General features: G+C 66.1%; 12 protein-coding genes. 1 reads left to right on the top strand and 11 read right to left on the bottom strand.

The window, feature by feature from the left end; genetic code table 11:
* Positions 1-9 precede the first annotated feature (9 nt).
* A complete protein-coding gene (gene hrpB / locus HBF32_RS11860) occupies positions 10-2,520 on the top strand; it encodes an ATP-dependent helicase HrpB (protein ID WP_166700528.1) in 2,511 nt (836 codons plus the stop codon).
* A gap of 81 nt (positions 2,521-2,601) precedes the next feature.
* Here the strand turns inward: hrpB and dbpA are convergent, their stop codons facing one another.
* From dbpA to HBF32_RS11805, 11 genes are all read right to left on the bottom strand, one after another.
* Positions 2,602-3,978, bottom strand: coding sequence for an ATP-dependent RNA helicase DbpA (gene dbpA, locus HBF32_RS11855; protein ID WP_166699820.1), 1,377 nt, complete (start codon positions 3,976-3,978; stop codon positions 2,602-2,604).
* A 49-nt stretch (positions 3,979-4,027) separates the two neighbouring features.
* Positions 4,028-5,101 (bottom strand): hypothetical protein, encoded by a 1,074-nt coding sequence (locus HBF32_RS11850; RefSeq protein ID WP_166699819.1) that lies wholly within the window; start codon positions 5,099-5,101, stop codon positions 4,028-4,030.
* Positions 5,098-6,216 carry a hypothetical protein gene (locus tag HBF32_RS11845; RefSeq protein ID WP_166699818.1) on the bottom strand — a complete coding sequence of 373 codons (1,119 nt, stop codon included), beginning with the start codon at positions 6,214-6,216 and terminating at the stop codon, positions 5,098-5,100. Before HBF32_RS11845 ends, HBF32_RS11850 begins: the two co-directional genes overlap by 4 nt.
* A 10-nt stretch (positions 6,217-6,226) precedes the next feature.
* Complete coding sequence (locus tag HBF32_RS11840; RefSeq protein ID WP_166699817.1) at positions 6,227-7,183, bottom strand: hypothetical protein; 957 nt, start codon at positions 7,181-7,183, stop codon at positions 6,227-6,229.
* Positions 7,180-8,352, bottom strand: a complete 1,173-nt coding sequence (locus HBF32_RS11835; RefSeq protein WP_166699816.1) for a hypothetical protein — start codon at positions 8,350-8,352, stop codon at positions 7,180-7,182. Before HBF32_RS11835 ends, HBF32_RS11840 begins: the two co-directional genes overlap by 4 nt.
* 206 nt (positions 8,353-8,558) lie before the next feature.
* A complete protein-coding gene (locus HBF32_RS11830; protein WP_166699815.1) occupies positions 8,559-9,632 on the bottom strand; it encodes a hypothetical protein in 1,074 nt (357 codons plus the stop codon).
* A gap of 32 nt (positions 9,633-9,664) precedes the next feature.
* Positions 9,665-10,618: a hypothetical protein gene (locus tag HBF32_RS11825; RefSeq protein WP_166699814.1), complete on the bottom strand. Its 954-nt coding sequence runs from the start codon at positions 10,616-10,618 to the stop codon at positions 9,665-9,667.
* Positions 10,615-11,736 carry a hypothetical protein gene (locus HBF32_RS11820; protein WP_166699813.1) on the bottom strand — a complete coding sequence of 374 codons (1,122 nt, stop codon included), beginning with the start codon at positions 11,734-11,736 and terminating at the stop codon, positions 10,615-10,617. The genes HBF32_RS11825 and HBF32_RS11820 overlap by 4 nt, the downstream gene beginning before the upstream one ends.
* A gap of 174 nt (positions 11,737-11,910) precedes the next feature.
* Positions 11,911-12,630, bottom strand: a complete 720-nt coding sequence (locus HBF32_RS11815) for a pseudouridine synthase (protein ID WP_166699812.1) — start codon at positions 12,628-12,630, stop codon at positions 11,911-11,913.
* Positions 12,631-12,634: 4 nt separating this feature from the next.
* Complete coding sequence (locus HBF32_RS11810; RefSeq protein ID WP_166699811.1) at positions 12,635-13,408, bottom strand: ABC transporter permease; 774 nt, start codon at positions 13,406-13,408, stop codon at positions 12,635-12,637.
* On the bottom strand, positions 13,405-14,337 hold the full coding sequence (locus HBF32_RS11805) for an ABC transporter ATP-binding protein (protein WP_166699810.1): 933 nt from the start codon (positions 14,335-14,337) through the stop codon (positions 13,405-13,407). The genes HBF32_RS11810 and HBF32_RS11805 overlap by 4 nt, the downstream gene beginning before the upstream one ends.
* Between the last annotated feature and the right edge of the window lie 5 nt (positions 14,338-14,342).

Genomic DNA, 14,342 nt, shown 5'->3' with positions numbered 1-14,342 from the left:
ATAACGGGGATGGATGTCGCCTTTCCCATCGCACCCCTCCTTCCCGAGATTGCCGCGTCGCTCGGCGAATGCCCGCGACTCGTGCTCGAGGCGCCGCCGGGGGCCGGCAAGACCACCCAGGTGCCCCTGGCGCTGCTGGATGCGCCATGGCTGGCCGGCGGCCGTATCGTGATGCTCGAACCGCGACGCATCGCCGCGCGGGCGGCGGCGGCCTTCATGGCCCGGCAACTCGGCGAGGAGGTCGGTGAAACCGTCGGGTACCGCATCCGCTTCGAATCGCGCGTCGGACCGCGCACGCGTATCGAAGTCGTCACGGAAGGCATCCTCGGCCGCATGATCCAGGACGATCCATCGCTCGACGGCATCGGCGCGATCCTCTTCGACGAATTCCACGAGCGCCACCTCGCGGGCGATCTTGGCGCGGCGCTGGCGCTCGATGTACAGACCGGGCTGCGGCCCGATCTGCGCCTGGTGGTGATGTCGGCGACGCTCGACGGCGAGCGCATCGCGCGCTGGCTGGACGCGCCGCGCCTGTCCAGTCCGGGCCGAAGTTATCCGGTGCGTATCGCGTATCCGCCGGCGAGAACCCAGGAAACGGTGGAACAGCACCTGGTCCGGACCGTCACGCAGGCGCTGCGCGACACCGATGGCGACGTGCTCGAGTTCCTGCCCGGCAGGCGCGAGATCGAGCGTGCCCGCGGGATGCTCCAGCGCGTGGAGGAAAACGTGGACGTGGTCGCGCTGCATGCCGAGCTGTCGCTCGCGGAGCAGCAGCTGGCGCTGGCACCCGCCGAACCGGGGACGCGCCGTGTCGTGCTCGCCACGAACGTCGCGGAGTCGAGCGTCACCCTGCCGGGCATCCGCGCGGTCGTCGACACGGGCCTCGCGCGCGAGCCGCGGTTCGACCCGCAGTCCGGCTTCGCACGTCTCGAAACCGTGCATGTGTCGCAGGCCTCCGCCGACCAGCGTGCCGGACGCGCGGGACGTGTCGCCGAAGGCATCGCCTATCGCCTCTGGCCGCAGAGCCGCCGGCTCGAGGCATCGCGCGGCGCCGAGATCGAGCACACCGAGCTGTCGGGTCTTGCGCTGGAACTGGCCGGCTGGGGCAGCGACGACCTGCCCTGGCTGGACGAGCCGCCCGCGGGCGCGATGGGACAGGCCCGCGATCTCCTGCAACGCCTCGGCGCCATCGATGCAGGGGCGGCAATCACGTCGCTTGGCCGGGAGATGCTCGTGCTTGGTGCGACGCCACGCCTTGGCGCCGCCGCCCTGCGAGCGCCCACGACACATCGGGCGCTTGTCGCCGACCTGCTGGCGCTCGTCGAGGCGCGCTCGCCGCTGCGTGGCGAGCACGGACGCAGCGACGACTTCCGTCAACGCGTGAGTGCCCTGCATCTATGGCGCGACGGTGGGGCCCGCGCCGCCCGCGGCGGCTTCGCCGACGTGGGCGCACTGGCCGCCATCGAGAAGGCGGCGGCGGGGTGGCGTCGCCGTCTTGGCGTGCGCAGCGCCGCGAGCGGAGTGCCCGACAGCCATGCCGTGGGCGATCTCCTCGTCCACGCATTCCCCGACCGCGTGGCCCGTCGCGACGATGCGCAGCCGATGCGCTACCAGCTCGCCAACGGGCGTGGCGCGCGACTGCACGAGGCGAGCGCGCTGCATGGCGAACCGTGGCTCGTCGTGCTCGATCTCCGCCTGGACGCGCGCGACAGCCTCGTCTTCGCGGCGGCCCCGTTCGATCCCGACGTGCTCGAGCGCGATCACGCCGATCGCTTCGTCACGGAGCGCGTCGTTCGCTGGGACGACCAGCGGCAGATCGCCGAAGGATTCGAGGAGCGTCGCTTCGATGCCCTGGTGATGTCGCGCCGCTCCGTGCCATTGACCGACGACGACGCGCTGCCCGTGCTGCTCGCCGTCATCCGCTCGCGCGGCGTGAATGCCTTGCCGTGGAGCGAGCCGGCCCTGCGCCTGCGTTCGCGCATCGGCGCCTTGCGCGCGTGGCGGCCGGAGCTGGGTCTGCCCGATGTCGGCGACGAGGCGCTGCTGCGCGAGCTCGGTGCGTGGTTATCGCCCCATCTCTCGGGCAAGCGGCGACTCGAGGCCTTGCAGGCGGCCGAACTGTCCCAGGCCCTTGCCTCGATGCTCGACTACGACCAGCGTCGCGCGCTCGACGCGCACGCGCCGGAAGAGCTGACCGTGCCGAGCGGGATGACGCGCCGGCTCGAGTACGGCACGCGCGAGGACGATGCCGGCGCCCCGCCGGTGCTGGCCGTGAAGTTGCAGGAGCTGTTCGGCCTGGCCGATACGCCGCGGGTCGGCGACGGGCGCGTGCCCGTGATGTTGCACCTGCTGTCGCCCGCAGGCCGGCCTATCCAGGTGACGCAGGATCTCGCCGGCTTCTGGAACCGGACCTATCCCGAGGTGAAGAAGGAACTGAAGGGACGGTACCCCAGGCATCCCTGGCCCGACGATCCGTGGACGGCCACGGCGACCCACCGCGCCAAACCGCGCGGTACCTGAAGGCTCCTGTAGGAGCCGCTATAGCGGCGAGAAGCCCACAGTGCGATGAAGCGGCAAGGCATACTTCCTCGCCGCTCTCGCTCAGCCCAACGGGCGGACGCGGAAGTTCCTACCCTTGATTTTTCCCGCGCGCAACCGTTCCAGCGCCTTGTTGGCGAGGTCGCGGCGAATGGCGACATAAGCACGCGTCGCGTAGACGTCGATCTTGCCGATGTCCTTGCCGTCGAGCCCCGCGTCGCCGGTGAGCGCGCCGAGGATGTCGCCGGGGCGCATCTTGTCCTTGCGGCCGCCGTCGATCACCAGGGTTTTCATCGGTGCGAGGTTGAGCACCTTGCGCCCGTCGCCGCCACCCTTCGCCGGATAGCGGCCCAGCGGAGCGCCGACGCGTTCCTCGATCGCACGCAGCTTGTTGAGCTCGCGCGAACCGGCCAGGACGATGGCGAGGCCCGTTGCACCCGCGCGGCCGGTGCGGCCCACGCGATGCGTATGCGTGTCGGGATCGTGCGCGACGTCGTAACTCACCACCAGCGGGAGGTTGGCGATGTCGAGGCCGCGCGCGGCCACGTCGGTGGCGACGAGCACGGTGCAGCTGCGGTTGGCGAAACGCACCAGCACCTCGTCGCGATCGCGCTGGTCGAGGTCGCCATGCAGGGCAAGTGCGGAGAAACCGCGGCGGTCCAGTTCGGCGGCGACGCTCTCGGTATCCTTGCGCATGTTGCAGAAGACGAGGGCGGCCTCGGGCTTCTCCTGGGTGAGGATGCGCCCCAGCACGTCGGCTTTCACGGAAGGCTCCGCTTCCACGACGCGCTGCTCGATGCTGCTCTCGTCGTGTGTTTCCTCCACGGCGATATCGACCGGGTCATGCTGCATGCGCGCGCTTATCGCGCGGATCGCGTCGGGATACGTGGCGGAGAAGAGCAGCGTCTGATGATGCTTCGCGATGCGCTTGACGATGTCGTCCATGGCTTCCTCGAAACCCATGTCGAGCATGCGGTCCGCCTCGTCCAGCACGAACACCTTGATGCCGCCGCCATGCAGGCTGCCGCGCTTGAGGTGTTCCTGCACGCGCCCCGGCGTGCCCACGACGATGTGCGGATCGTGTTCCAGCGAGGCGAGCTGGGGCCCCAGCGGCATGCCGCCGCACAGCGTGAGCAGCTTCACGTTCGGCAGGTTCGCCGCGAAGCGCCGGATCGCCTTGCTGACCTGATCGGCGAGCTCGCGGGTGGGGCAGAGCACGAGGGCCTGCAACCTCACCTGTCGTACGTCGATGCGCTGCAGGAGCCCGAGCGCGAAGGCCGCCGTCTTGCCGCTGCCGGTGCGCGCCTGGGCGATGACGTCGCGGCCTTCGAGGATGGGCGGCAGGGCTTCGCGCTGGATCGCCGTCATCGAGGCATAACCGATGCCCTCGACGGCGGCGAGCAGGGCGGGCGAAAGGGGCAGTTGCTGGAAATCGGTCATCGCTCATGATCGCACGTCCGTGGAGACGGCGCGTCGGCGGGGCTTGCCGTCAGTCGCATCGGGGCGTGGGCTCCTCGACGTCGCGGTTCGCCGTGAGCGGGCTGGAGTCCGGAGGACTTTCCGATACGCGGCGCAGGCGTGGCGGGTCGAGTTTGAATCGGAACGATCGATTCCGCCAGAGCATCCCCTTGAACGTCCGGCCCATGGCACGGGGGCCGAGCTTCTGTTGCACCTGTGCCGTGCGGGCCCGATTCAGGGCATCGTAGGCCAGGAGCGGGCGCTCGGACCGGGCGTCGACGAGTAGCCGGCCCTTGAGCACGGCACGACCGGACTGCACTAGCGCATCCTGCTCTCGCCGCGGAAGCGAGGCGAACATCTGGGTGACGCGCACCTCGATACCGTACTCGTTGGACAGGCTCTTCATGGCGTAACGACACGAGGAGCAGAGATTGCCGCCGATGGCGCCCTGGATGCGCCCGCCGGAGGGAACGATCCCGTTCTGGATATCGTGTTCGATATGCCGCAGCAGCTTGAACTCGGGATCGAGCGCCTTGTCCTCGCCGTCGATGGGGAACGGCTGCAGGACCGAATTCCCGGTGGGAAGGATGCGTGCGCGGATATCGACGTCGTCGAATCCCGAAAAGAGCGCATCGTCCGCCGCATCGGCGGCCACGCGATCGATCGTGGGCGCCGGCGGCTCACGGAACACTTCCGCCTCGTCCATGGATGCGGGGGAGTCGGGGCTGACCGGGGTTCCCGCCCGGGTCGGTCCCTCGAAGATCTGGCCGCCAAGCGAACTCAGCGGCTCACCGCCCATGGCGTGGTACACCCGCGTGCGATCGGCGCCGTTCGCCGTGTAGTGGTATTCGAACCGGGCCACGCGGGCCCTGGTTATCGAGATTTCGAGGTCTTCCCAGCGGATGGCCCGGTAATCGTCGCGATACCGCGCTTCAATCAGCCGATGCATGGCGTCGACGTACCGCTGGCTGGTGGCCTCGAGGAGGGCCGTCACGTTGCCCTCGTCGAGGCTCAGGTCGTCCGTGACGACATTGCCCGCATGGGCCAGGGAACTGGCGCCCGCCAGGCAGGCGAGGACGAAGACGGCGCGTCCGGGATTCTTCATGGCATTCCGGGAATGCGGCAGGTAAGAAGATCCGCGCGTTCCGAAACCATCTCGGCTTCTTCTACCGTCAGGACTTCGGTAGTGACCATGTCGTCCGCGATGGCGGCTTCCATCACCTCGACCATGCTCGCGATTTCCAGCAACGGGAAGGCCACTGCCATGACGGCCGCGATCAAGGAGGTCCGGTGCGAGGATTCCTGCCGTGGGCGGTAGCTGGCCTGGCGTCGTGACTCGTCGAGATACCAGCGATGCACGGCGCGGTCGGTCGCGGCCACGAAGCACAGGTCACGGGTGCCATCGTCCTGCCCCTCGCCCGTCGCCGGGTCGGCGGGGCTGGCATCGGCCTGGCAAGGCGCGGCCATGAAGTAGCCTTCGGCGTCGCGATAAGCGGCGGCCACGCGCGCGATGCGGAAGGCGACGGGAAGCTGGCGAAGACCGGTCGACGCCATCCCGCCGACTCGCCAGTGGATGAGCCGATGCTGGACCAGGGTCGAGAGATAGGTCAGGTCATGCGACGTCAGGTGACCCAGATGCCGAGCCAGCATGACACGATCGAACAGCTCCTTGTCCACACCGATCGCGGCGCGGCGATCGGGCGCGGTGGCCAGGATCTGGGCTCGGAGTATCTGCATGCCGACCGCGTAGTAGGCAGCCCTGGTCGAATGACGGTATCCGGTGAGGTCGAGCATGTGCCAGAAAATATCGGCATCCACATCGGCCTTGCGTGTGCTTGCCGCAACGAAACGATCGCGATAACCGGTCGCCGCTCCTACCGGAACATCGATGTCCGGTCGCGCGCGGGTGGCGCCGAGATCCCATTGCAGCACAGCCAGGGCATTCTCGCTGGTACCTGCGCCAGTCGGCGTCCTGGCGAGCATGCTTGCCCAGTCGACGTCGTTCATGAAGTCGGGCGAAGGCCGCAAGCCGCTATAGGGCGATGCCGGATCGTCGAGTATTTGGCGCATGATCGAGGCCGTGCTTCGGTTCAGGGCCGTGACGGCGCCGACGTTTTCGAGGCGCTCACGCTGCCACTGCGAGACGATGTCGATATCGACATCGGCAATGTTCGTCCCGACGGCAGGGCCGGCTGCTGCAAGCGCCGCCATCGCAGCCACCGCAGCCATCCTACCGATCGCATGCCGCAAGCTCACCGGCGTCCTCCGTTGCGCGTTGTGCCGATTCCTCGAGAAAGAATGCGTCGATACGTGCTTCGCCGGGCCACGAGACGTGCCGGCGGTTGCCAATCCGTTGAGGATCGATCCGGTGGTCAACGTCGATCTTTCGCGCTTTGGCGAGGTGGCGCGAGCTGGCCTGGCTTTTCTCGATCACCGTCGTGGGCGTGCGCGGCAAATCCTTCCCGGCCTCGATCATTTCATACAGATCGACAGTGACGTCGAATTCGCCGGCGAACTCCTCGATGGCCGCACGACAGGATGCGCAGATAGTCTTGCTGACATAACCGGTGATCTTGCCGCCGGGCAACACGACGCCGGTCCTTATGTCGTTCTCGATCGTGCGAAACACCTTGATTTCCGCATCCCATGCATGGACGTGCCCGTCACCGATGTCGCGGGCCTGCACGACGGATTCTTCTTCCGGCAGAAGCCGTGCACGCGCGTCTTCGCGTGTATTTTCCGGATAGTACACCTGCTCCGCAGCGTCCGCAGCGACGTCGTCACTCAAGTCGACAAGACTCGTTTCACTGTCCGACCCCGATGTGGTCGTTCCCTCGGATGGCCGTGATGACCTGTTTCCCGACTTGAGGCTGGCGAGCGTGCTCCTGATCGAATGTCCGCTGCGACCGTGGTAGACGCGCGTTCCGCCGGGATGCATGTATTCGACACGCGCGATGGTCTGGCCGCGGAGCTTCGCGCGCAGCTTTCGCATCTGCTTGCCGCTCTTTAGGAATTCCGGATGATCCGCGAGCGCGATCTGGAAGGCGGTCGTGTGGACCTGGGCCGTCTTCGCCAGTTTCGCCGAGGCCGCGCCCGGTTCGATGTTCACGACCCCGGCCCACAGCGCGTGCGGCAGCAGGACGACGGTCAGGAGGCTTACGCGGAATATGGTGAGTGCGTGCTTCACTGGGAGATCCTGCAGGTGAGCCGGGAGGAGCGGCTGCTGGCGAGTTCCGCATCGGCGTCTTCGAGCACACCTTCGAGGACCATGTCTTCGGCGGTCAGTGCTTCCGTAACCTCGATGAAGGCCGCGAAATCGACCAGTACGAATACCGCGCCGACCCAGTGGAGGAGATTGTAGAAACCGCCGTGCTCCGGCGGCGGAGGGTGCCGGACAGCTTCGACATGCGACTGCCGCCGGTACCACCGGGCAACGGCGCGATCGGTGGCGGCGACGAAGCACAAGGCGGATGGCTCGTCGAAGAAGGGTGAGTCCGGTGCCCGGATTCGGGGGGCGTCGCCGTCGCAATAGCCTCCCGGGGTCAGGTAGCCGTTCGCATCGGCATACGCCGCTGCCGTACGCGCTACACGGTAGATCGTCGGTAACTGTCCGCTCCCGCCGCCTTCCACCGGTGAGTGCCTTGCGGCGAGTGCGATGCCCAGCATCTCGGCAAGGTAGCGGCGATCGGCTCCGCTGATGGCCTCAGGGTGGGTCTGCGCCATGTATCGGGCGAGTACGCCGGGCTGGATGTCCAGTGCGCGATGATCCTTCGGGTCGGTGTGTCGTACCTGGTCGCGAAGCATCTGCAGTGCCACTGCTTCCCCGGCGGCCTCGGCAAGGCGAGAGCCGTTCATGTCGCGCGCTTTCCAGAAGATGTCGCTGTCGATCTCCGCCTTCCGCGCGTTGGCGGCGGCTTCGCGGCCGCGGTAGCGGGTAATGGCGGGTTCGTCGACGGCGATGTCCACGCCGGGGCGTGCCTTCGTGAGTCCCATCTGCCACCGCAATGTATCGAGTGCGACCTCGCCTGCATCCGGAAACGTCGACGAGAGGTCCGTCGTGAAGCGCCGCCACGCGAGATGGTTGGTCATGGGCGGATGGTCGACCAGGTCGCTGTATGGTGACGCGGGCTCCTTCAGGAGCTGTCTCAGGAGGCCGGCAGTCGTGGATTCGAGGGCACTGGCCGTTCTCTTGTGCCGGATCCGGAAGCGGGACAGTGCTTCGTACATGTCGAACGACGCGCCCGTGCCGGCCTTGGGGACAACGGCTGTTTCACGGCCCGCGTCCGTCGCGTGGACGGCGACGGTGGCGAGGGGGAGCAGGCAGGCGGCGAGCGCCAGACGTGGAGGTGACATCATGTCGGGAGATCCTTTGCGAGCACACCGCGTTCCCGCGAACGGCGCGTCGCCTCCCGCTGGCGCCTTGCGGGGATATCGCGAACGCGCATGAGCGGTGTCGACCATCGATGATTGGACGCGATGGGCGGGGAACGATACCCAATCGCGATGCGGAACAGGAGGCCGTCGCGGAGTCGATCCGTGTCGGCGAAGCGGCCCTCATGGGTTCAGCATCCGGGTGTCGACGGCTCGTCCACATCCGGATTGCTTGCGCGTCGCGTGAGTGGCGATTCCGCGTCCGACGTACTGCCCATGGCAGCGGGGAGGAACGACCGCTTCGACCACTGCACGCCCTTGAGGGACCGGTCCAGGGAGCGTACGCCGAGGCTTCTCCGGACCTGCGCTTCACGGGCACCGTTGAGTACGTCGTGGGCAAGGAGCGGACGGCCGGAGGATGCGTCGACCAGGCGTCCCCTTGCCATGCGCGCCCGTCCCGATTGCAGCATGGCGTCCTGCCGGCGCCGCGGCATGGTCTGGAATATCTGTGTCGCGCGGATGTCGACGTCGTAGGCGCGGGCCATGGTCTGCATGGCGTGACGACAGGAAGAACATAGGATGCCGCCGATCTTCGCATCGATGCGCCCCCCTGAAGGGACGATCTTGTTCTTCATATCGTCTTCGATGTGCCGTAGTGCCTTCATCTCCGGATCCAGGGCGCGATCCTGTCCATCGATATGGAACGACGGCAAGGCGGACCCCTGCCCGGGGAGGATGCGCGCACGGACGTCGATGTCATCGAAGTGATCGAAGAAAACCTCATCGTCAGCGTCGAGGCCGGCAAGATCGCGTTGAGGCTCGTTTGGAGCGGGATCGCCCTCGTCGATCTCCCAGTGCGCTTCGGGAGGGCCGGCATCCGTCGGGGTGACCGGGGTGCCCGGGCGCGTCGGTCCCCTGAAGATATCTTCACCCATGACGCCCAGGGGGACGCCACCCATCGCATGGTAAACCCGCACCCGAGGGCGACCGTCGATCTCGAAGTGGTATTCGACGCGGGCGACCCGGGCCTGCGTCATCGCGTTCTCCAGATCCTCCCAGCGGATCGCCCTGTACTCGTCCTTGTAACGAGCGTTCACCAGTTCGTGCATGGCGTCGACATAATACTGACTGGTTTGCTCCAGCAAGGCGACGACGTTGCCTTCGTCGAGATCGAGATCGTCGACGACGACGGAGCCGGCGTCGATCGCCATGCTGGTGCTCATGAGGATGGAAAGCAGGGCGACGATGGAGCAGGTTCTGTTCATGGTCCTCGGGCAGGAGATGAATGGCCGTCCAATCATTTACGGCACGGCAATGCGTTCAGCTCGCCTTGCTCGGCTGCCTGCAAGGCACCGATCGTTTCCGAGGCATCGGCACCCCAAGTGGCGGGAGCGGGAGTGGTCACGCGGTTGGCCTGGAGGGCGAACTCGATAGCTCGCTTCCGTACCCTGAAGTAACGACTTGCCGCCTTGTTGCTTTCCCCGAGCTCCCCGTCAGCCGGGGCAGCATTCCGCGGCGCGGGGACGAGATGATAGATGTCGCCTGCGATCTCGTAGTCCTCGCCGAAGTTGCGGATCACCTCCGTGCAGGAGTCGCAGGGAGGCTGGCTGACATAGCCCGTGATCCGCCCGCCCTCGGGGATGACGCCATTCCGCAGGTCGAACTCAATATGCCGAAGCGTCTTCAATTCGGCATCGCGTACACGTTTGAAGTCGCCATTGGTGACTTTGACCTTCGATCCCCTCGCATCGAGATTGCGCACGCGGACATGCTCCGCGTTGTCTGCCGTGTAAAACCGGCGTTCTTCGGCGTCTTTCAGGATATCGAGATCGTTCGCGGTTGGGGTCTTGCCCGACCCGGACGAGGAAGATCCGGAGGATGAGCCGCCATGGGCGATGTCATCCATCGTTCCTCCGATCGACTGGCCGCTGCGTGCATGATAGGTACGCGTGACGGTCTCCCCGGAAGCGTTCTTGTAGCTATAGTCAAACCGTGCAACCGTGGAGTCCCACAGTCGCTTCTGCAATCCGTTCATGAGGAAGGTGTTGCTATGGAACGCGGGGCGCGTCAGGACGACCCGCCGAAAAGCGTCCAGATGGAGATGGGTTTCCTCTTCCAGTATGCCAAGTACGTTGCCGGAGCCGACATGGATGTCGATGCCTCCCTCTTTTCCGGCCCACGAGGCCTGCGAAAGGAAAAGGAAGGCTGCCGTCGCGGCGCAGGCCCGATATATCCGTCGAAGCTTGTTCATGGGTTGCCTCCGCAGGTGAGCCGTTCGGCCCGCTCGCCCGCCAGTGCGGCGTCCTCTTCTTCGATAAGCCCTTCGGACAGCATGTCGTCGGCGATGAGGGAGTCGGCCACCTCGATGAAGGCGGCGAAATCGGCGACCAGGAGCGCGGCGCCGATCCAGTGCATCAGCCTGGACAATCCCGAGTGCTCGATCTCCGGCGGGCGGCTGATGGTCTCCAGATGCAGCTGCTGGCGGTACCATGCCCGCACCGCGCGATCGTTGGCGGCAACGAAGCAAAGCGGCTCCGCTTTGCGCGGCCACTGGTGGGGCAGGTCGCTGCGCGGTTCGTTGCCGGTACAGTAGCCACCGACCATCACATAGCCTTCGGCATCCGCATAGGCCGCGGCGACGCGCGCCACGCGGTACACGACCGGGAGACCGCTACGACTCGCGCCATCCCCGAACGACGGCATGCTGGTGATTGCCTGACGGACAAGGCCGCCGAGATAATTCCTGTCACGGTTGCTGATAGCCTCTGGATCGGTCTGTTCCAGGTATCGGCTCAACACGTCGGGCCAGATCGCGCGCGAGCCATAGGTCGCCGGATCGTTGCGGCGCATCTGGTCGCGCAGGATCTGCAACGCGACGGCCTCACCAGCCGCTTGAGCGTAGTGCGATCCATTCATGTCCCGCGCCTTCCAGAAGATATCGGGATCGACTTCCGCCTTGAGGGCGCTGGCCGCGGACTGCATGCCGCGATAAGCCGCGACGGCTTCGTCGCTGGCGGCGACCTCGATGCCCGGACGGGCCTTGCTCAGGCCAACTTGCCATTGCAGGAGGCCGAGGAAGCTTCTTTCGGCATCCGGAAGCCGCGTCGGGAGGCTGTCGATGAAGGTCGGCCACCATACCTCGTTGGTCATCCTGGGGTACTCGACGAGGTCGCTGTAAGGCGACGAAGGAACGACGAGGAGCTGGGCAAGAAACTCGCCGGTCGTCCCTGCGAATACTTCATTGGCCTTTGTGTCCTGCACACGGAAGCGAACGAGTTCTTTGTAGGCGTCGAGGGAGGGAAGGTCTCCGGCCTGGGACGATAAGGGGAAGAGACTGGCAAAGACTGCCAGCCTGAAGAGTGACTTCATGTCGGGGGATGTCCTTGTGGGGCTGGGGCAACGTCGGGACGACGTGGGGATGTCCCGGCAGCCGCGGGCGGGGATTCCACGACTCTGCTCATTAGAGCGCACGCGAGCGGGCGGCGCTGTCAGCGCATCCTGTGCTGCGAGTGCGTAAAAATCAGGATGTCTGTAGGGGGAAACTTACCAGTGGCTACGGCCGGGCAAGAGCCCCTTGAGTTCCGCTTCGGTCAGGTTGCGCCACTGGCCGACTTTCAGGTGTCCGAGCTTCACGTTGACGATGCGCACGCGGCGCAGCTGGGTTACGCGGTACCCGAAGGCCGCGGCCATCAGGCGGATCTGCCGGTTGAGGCCCTGGGTGAGGATGATCGCGAAGCCGAACTTCGCGATGCGGCGCACCTTGCACGGCCGCGTCATCTGTCCGTGCACACGCACGCCGCGTGCCATGCCGGCGAGGAACTCGTCGGTCACCGGTTTGTTCACCGCCACGAGGTATTCCTTCTCGTGGTGGTTCTCGGCGCGCAGGATCTCGTTGACGATGTCGCCGTTGCTGGTGAGCAGGATCAGGCCTTCCGAATCCTTGTCGAGACGGCCGATGGGAAAGATGCGCTGCGGATGGTCGACGAAGTCGACGATGTTGCCGTCCACCGTGGTGTCGGTGGTGCAGGTGATGCCCACCGGCTTGTTCAGCGCGATGTACACGCCGCGACTCTTCGCCGGGCTGGCGATGAGGGTGCGGGCGACGACGACCTCGCCATCGACCTTGACGACATCGCCTTCGAGCGCCTTCGCGCCCATGCCGACGACGACGTCGTTGATGGTGACGCGGCCGGCGACCAGGAGGTCGTCGGCTTCGCGCCGCGAGCAGAGGCCTGCCTCGCTGATGTACTTGTTGACCCGCATCGCCTTAGGAGCGCAGGCCCACGCCACGGGTGAGAAGGCGCAGGGCCACGGCGGTCAGGCCGGCGACGAACACCAGCATCACCACGAAGGCGGTGACGATGGGCACGTCGCTCACGCCCAGCACGCCGAAACGGAAGGCGTTCACCATGTACAGGATGGGATTGGCCAGCGAGATGGTGTGCCATGGCTCGCCCAGCAGGTCCACCGAGTAGAACACGCCGCCGAGGTAGGTCAGCGGGGTGAGCACGAAGGTGGGGACCAGGGCGATGTCGTCGAACTTCTTCGCGAACACCGCATTGACGAAGCCGGCCAGCGAGAACACCGAGGCGCCCAGCACCACCGAAAGGAAGGTGACGATGGGATGGGCCACGTGCAGGTCGGTGAAGAACAGCGCGATGACGAGCACCAGGGCGCCGACGATCACGCCGCGGGCCACCGCGCCGGTGACGTAGCCCAGCAGGATCACCCAGTTGGGCATCGGGGACACCAGCATCTCCTCGACGAAACGGCCGAACTTCGCGCCGAAGAAGGACGAGGAGATGTTGCCGTAACTGTTCGTGATGATGCTCATCATCACGAGCCCCGGCACGATGTATTGCATGTACGTGAAGCCGTGCATCGTGCCGATGCGGCTGCCGATGAGCTTGCCGAAGATGACGAAGTACAGCGTCATCGTGATGGCGGGCGGGATCAGCGTCTGCGTCCAGATGCGCATGATGCGCATGATCTCGCGGCGGACGATGGTGCCCAGGGCGACCAGGTGGGTGGAGCCGCTCATGCCGCGTTCTCCCGGCCGTGTTCGACCAGCCGCACGAAGAGTTCCTCGAGTCGGTTGGCCTTGTTGCGCATGGATGTGACGGTGACGCCATGCGTGGACAGGGCGGCGAACAGGGAGTTGAGGTCGTGCGCGCGGGACATTTCGGCTTCGATGGTGTGGTCGTCGAGCCTGCGCAGCGTGACGCCGGCCAGGTTGGGCAGCATCTCCGGCACGGCGGAGACGTCGAGCACGAAGGTTTCGACGTCGAGCGTGGCGAGCAGGCTCTTCATCGTGGTGTTCTGCACGATGCGGCCCTGGTCGATGATGGCGATGTTGCGACAGAGCTGTTCGGCTTCCTCGAGGTAATGCGTGGTCAGGATCACCGTCGTGCCGGCGGCGTTGATGCCGCTGACGAACTGCCACATGGACCGGCGGATCTCGATGTCCACGCCGGCGGTGGGCTCGTCGAGGATGAGCAGCTTCGGCTCGTTCATCATCGCGCGGGCGATCATCAGGCGCCGCTTCATGCCGCCGGAGAGCATGCGCGCCTGGTGGTGCGCCTTGTCCCAGAGCCGGAGTTCCTTGAGGTACTTTTCGGCGCGCACGGAGGCTTCCGCGCGCCCGATGCCGTAGAAGCCGGCCTGGTTCACGCAGATGTCGAAAGGTTTTTCGAACTGGTTGAAGTTGATCTCCTGGGGGACCAGGCCGATCAGCCGCATCGCCTCGCTGCGATGCTTGTGGATGGACACCCCGAACACCTCGGCGTCGCCCGAAGTGGCGTTGACGAGGGAGGAGAGGATGCCGATGAGGGTGGATTTACCGGCACCGTTCGGGCCGAGCAGGGCGAAGAAATCCCCCGGCTGCACGGTCAGGGAGATGCCCTTCAGGGCCTCCACGCCGTTGCCGTAGGTCTTCCGTAAATCGTTGACGTGTAATGCGGGAGTGGTCATGGGCT

The organism is Luteibacter yeojuensis, assembly GCF_011742875.1.
GTDB classification, from domain to species: domain Bacteria; phylum Pseudomonadota; class Gammaproteobacteria; order Xanthomonadales; family Rhodanobacteraceae; genus Luteibacter; species Luteibacter yeojuensis.
Note: the sequence above shows the minus strand (reverse complement) of the source record. Positions and strands in the feature narration are given on the sequence as shown.

Coding starts and splice junctions, on each gene's coding strand:
- HBF32_RS11815 (WP_166699812.1), bottom strand. CDS start 12,630: ATGCGGGTCAACAAGTACATCAGCGAGGCAGGCCTCTGCTCGCGGCGC.
- HBF32_RS11820 (WP_166699813.1), bottom strand. CDS start 11,736: ATGAAGTCACTCTTCAGGCTGGCAGTCTTTGCCAGTCTCTTCCCCTTA.
- HBF32_RS11810 (WP_166699811.1), bottom strand. CDS start 13,408: ATGAGCGGCTCCACCCACCTGGTCGCCCTGGGCACCATCGTCCGCCGC.
- HBF32_RS11850 (WP_166699819.1), bottom strand. CDS start 5,101: ATGAAGAATCCCGGACGCGCCGTCTTCGTCCTCGCCTGCCTGGCGGGC.
- HBF32_RS11835 (WP_166699816.1), bottom strand. CDS start 8,352: ATGATGTCACCTCCACGTCTGGCGCTCGCCGCCTGCCTGCTCCCCCTC.
- dbpA (WP_166699820.1), bottom strand. CDS start 3,978: ATGACCGATTTCCAGCAACTGCCCCTTTCGCCCGCCCTGCTCGCCGCC.
- HBF32_RS11825 (WP_166699814.1), bottom strand. CDS start 10,618: ATGAACAAGCTTCGACGGATATATCGGGCCTGCGCCGCGACGGCAGCC.
- HBF32_RS11830 (WP_166699815.1), bottom strand. CDS start 9,632: ATGAACAGAACCTGCTCCATCGTCGCCCTGCTTTCCATCCTCATGAGC.
- hrpB (WP_166700528.1), top strand. CDS start 10: ATGGATGTCGCCTTTCCCATCGCACCCCTCCTTCCCGAGATTGCCGCG.
- HBF32_RS11805 (WP_166699810.1), bottom strand. CDS start 14,337: ATGACCACTCCCGCATTACACGTCAACGATTTACGGAAGACCTACGGC.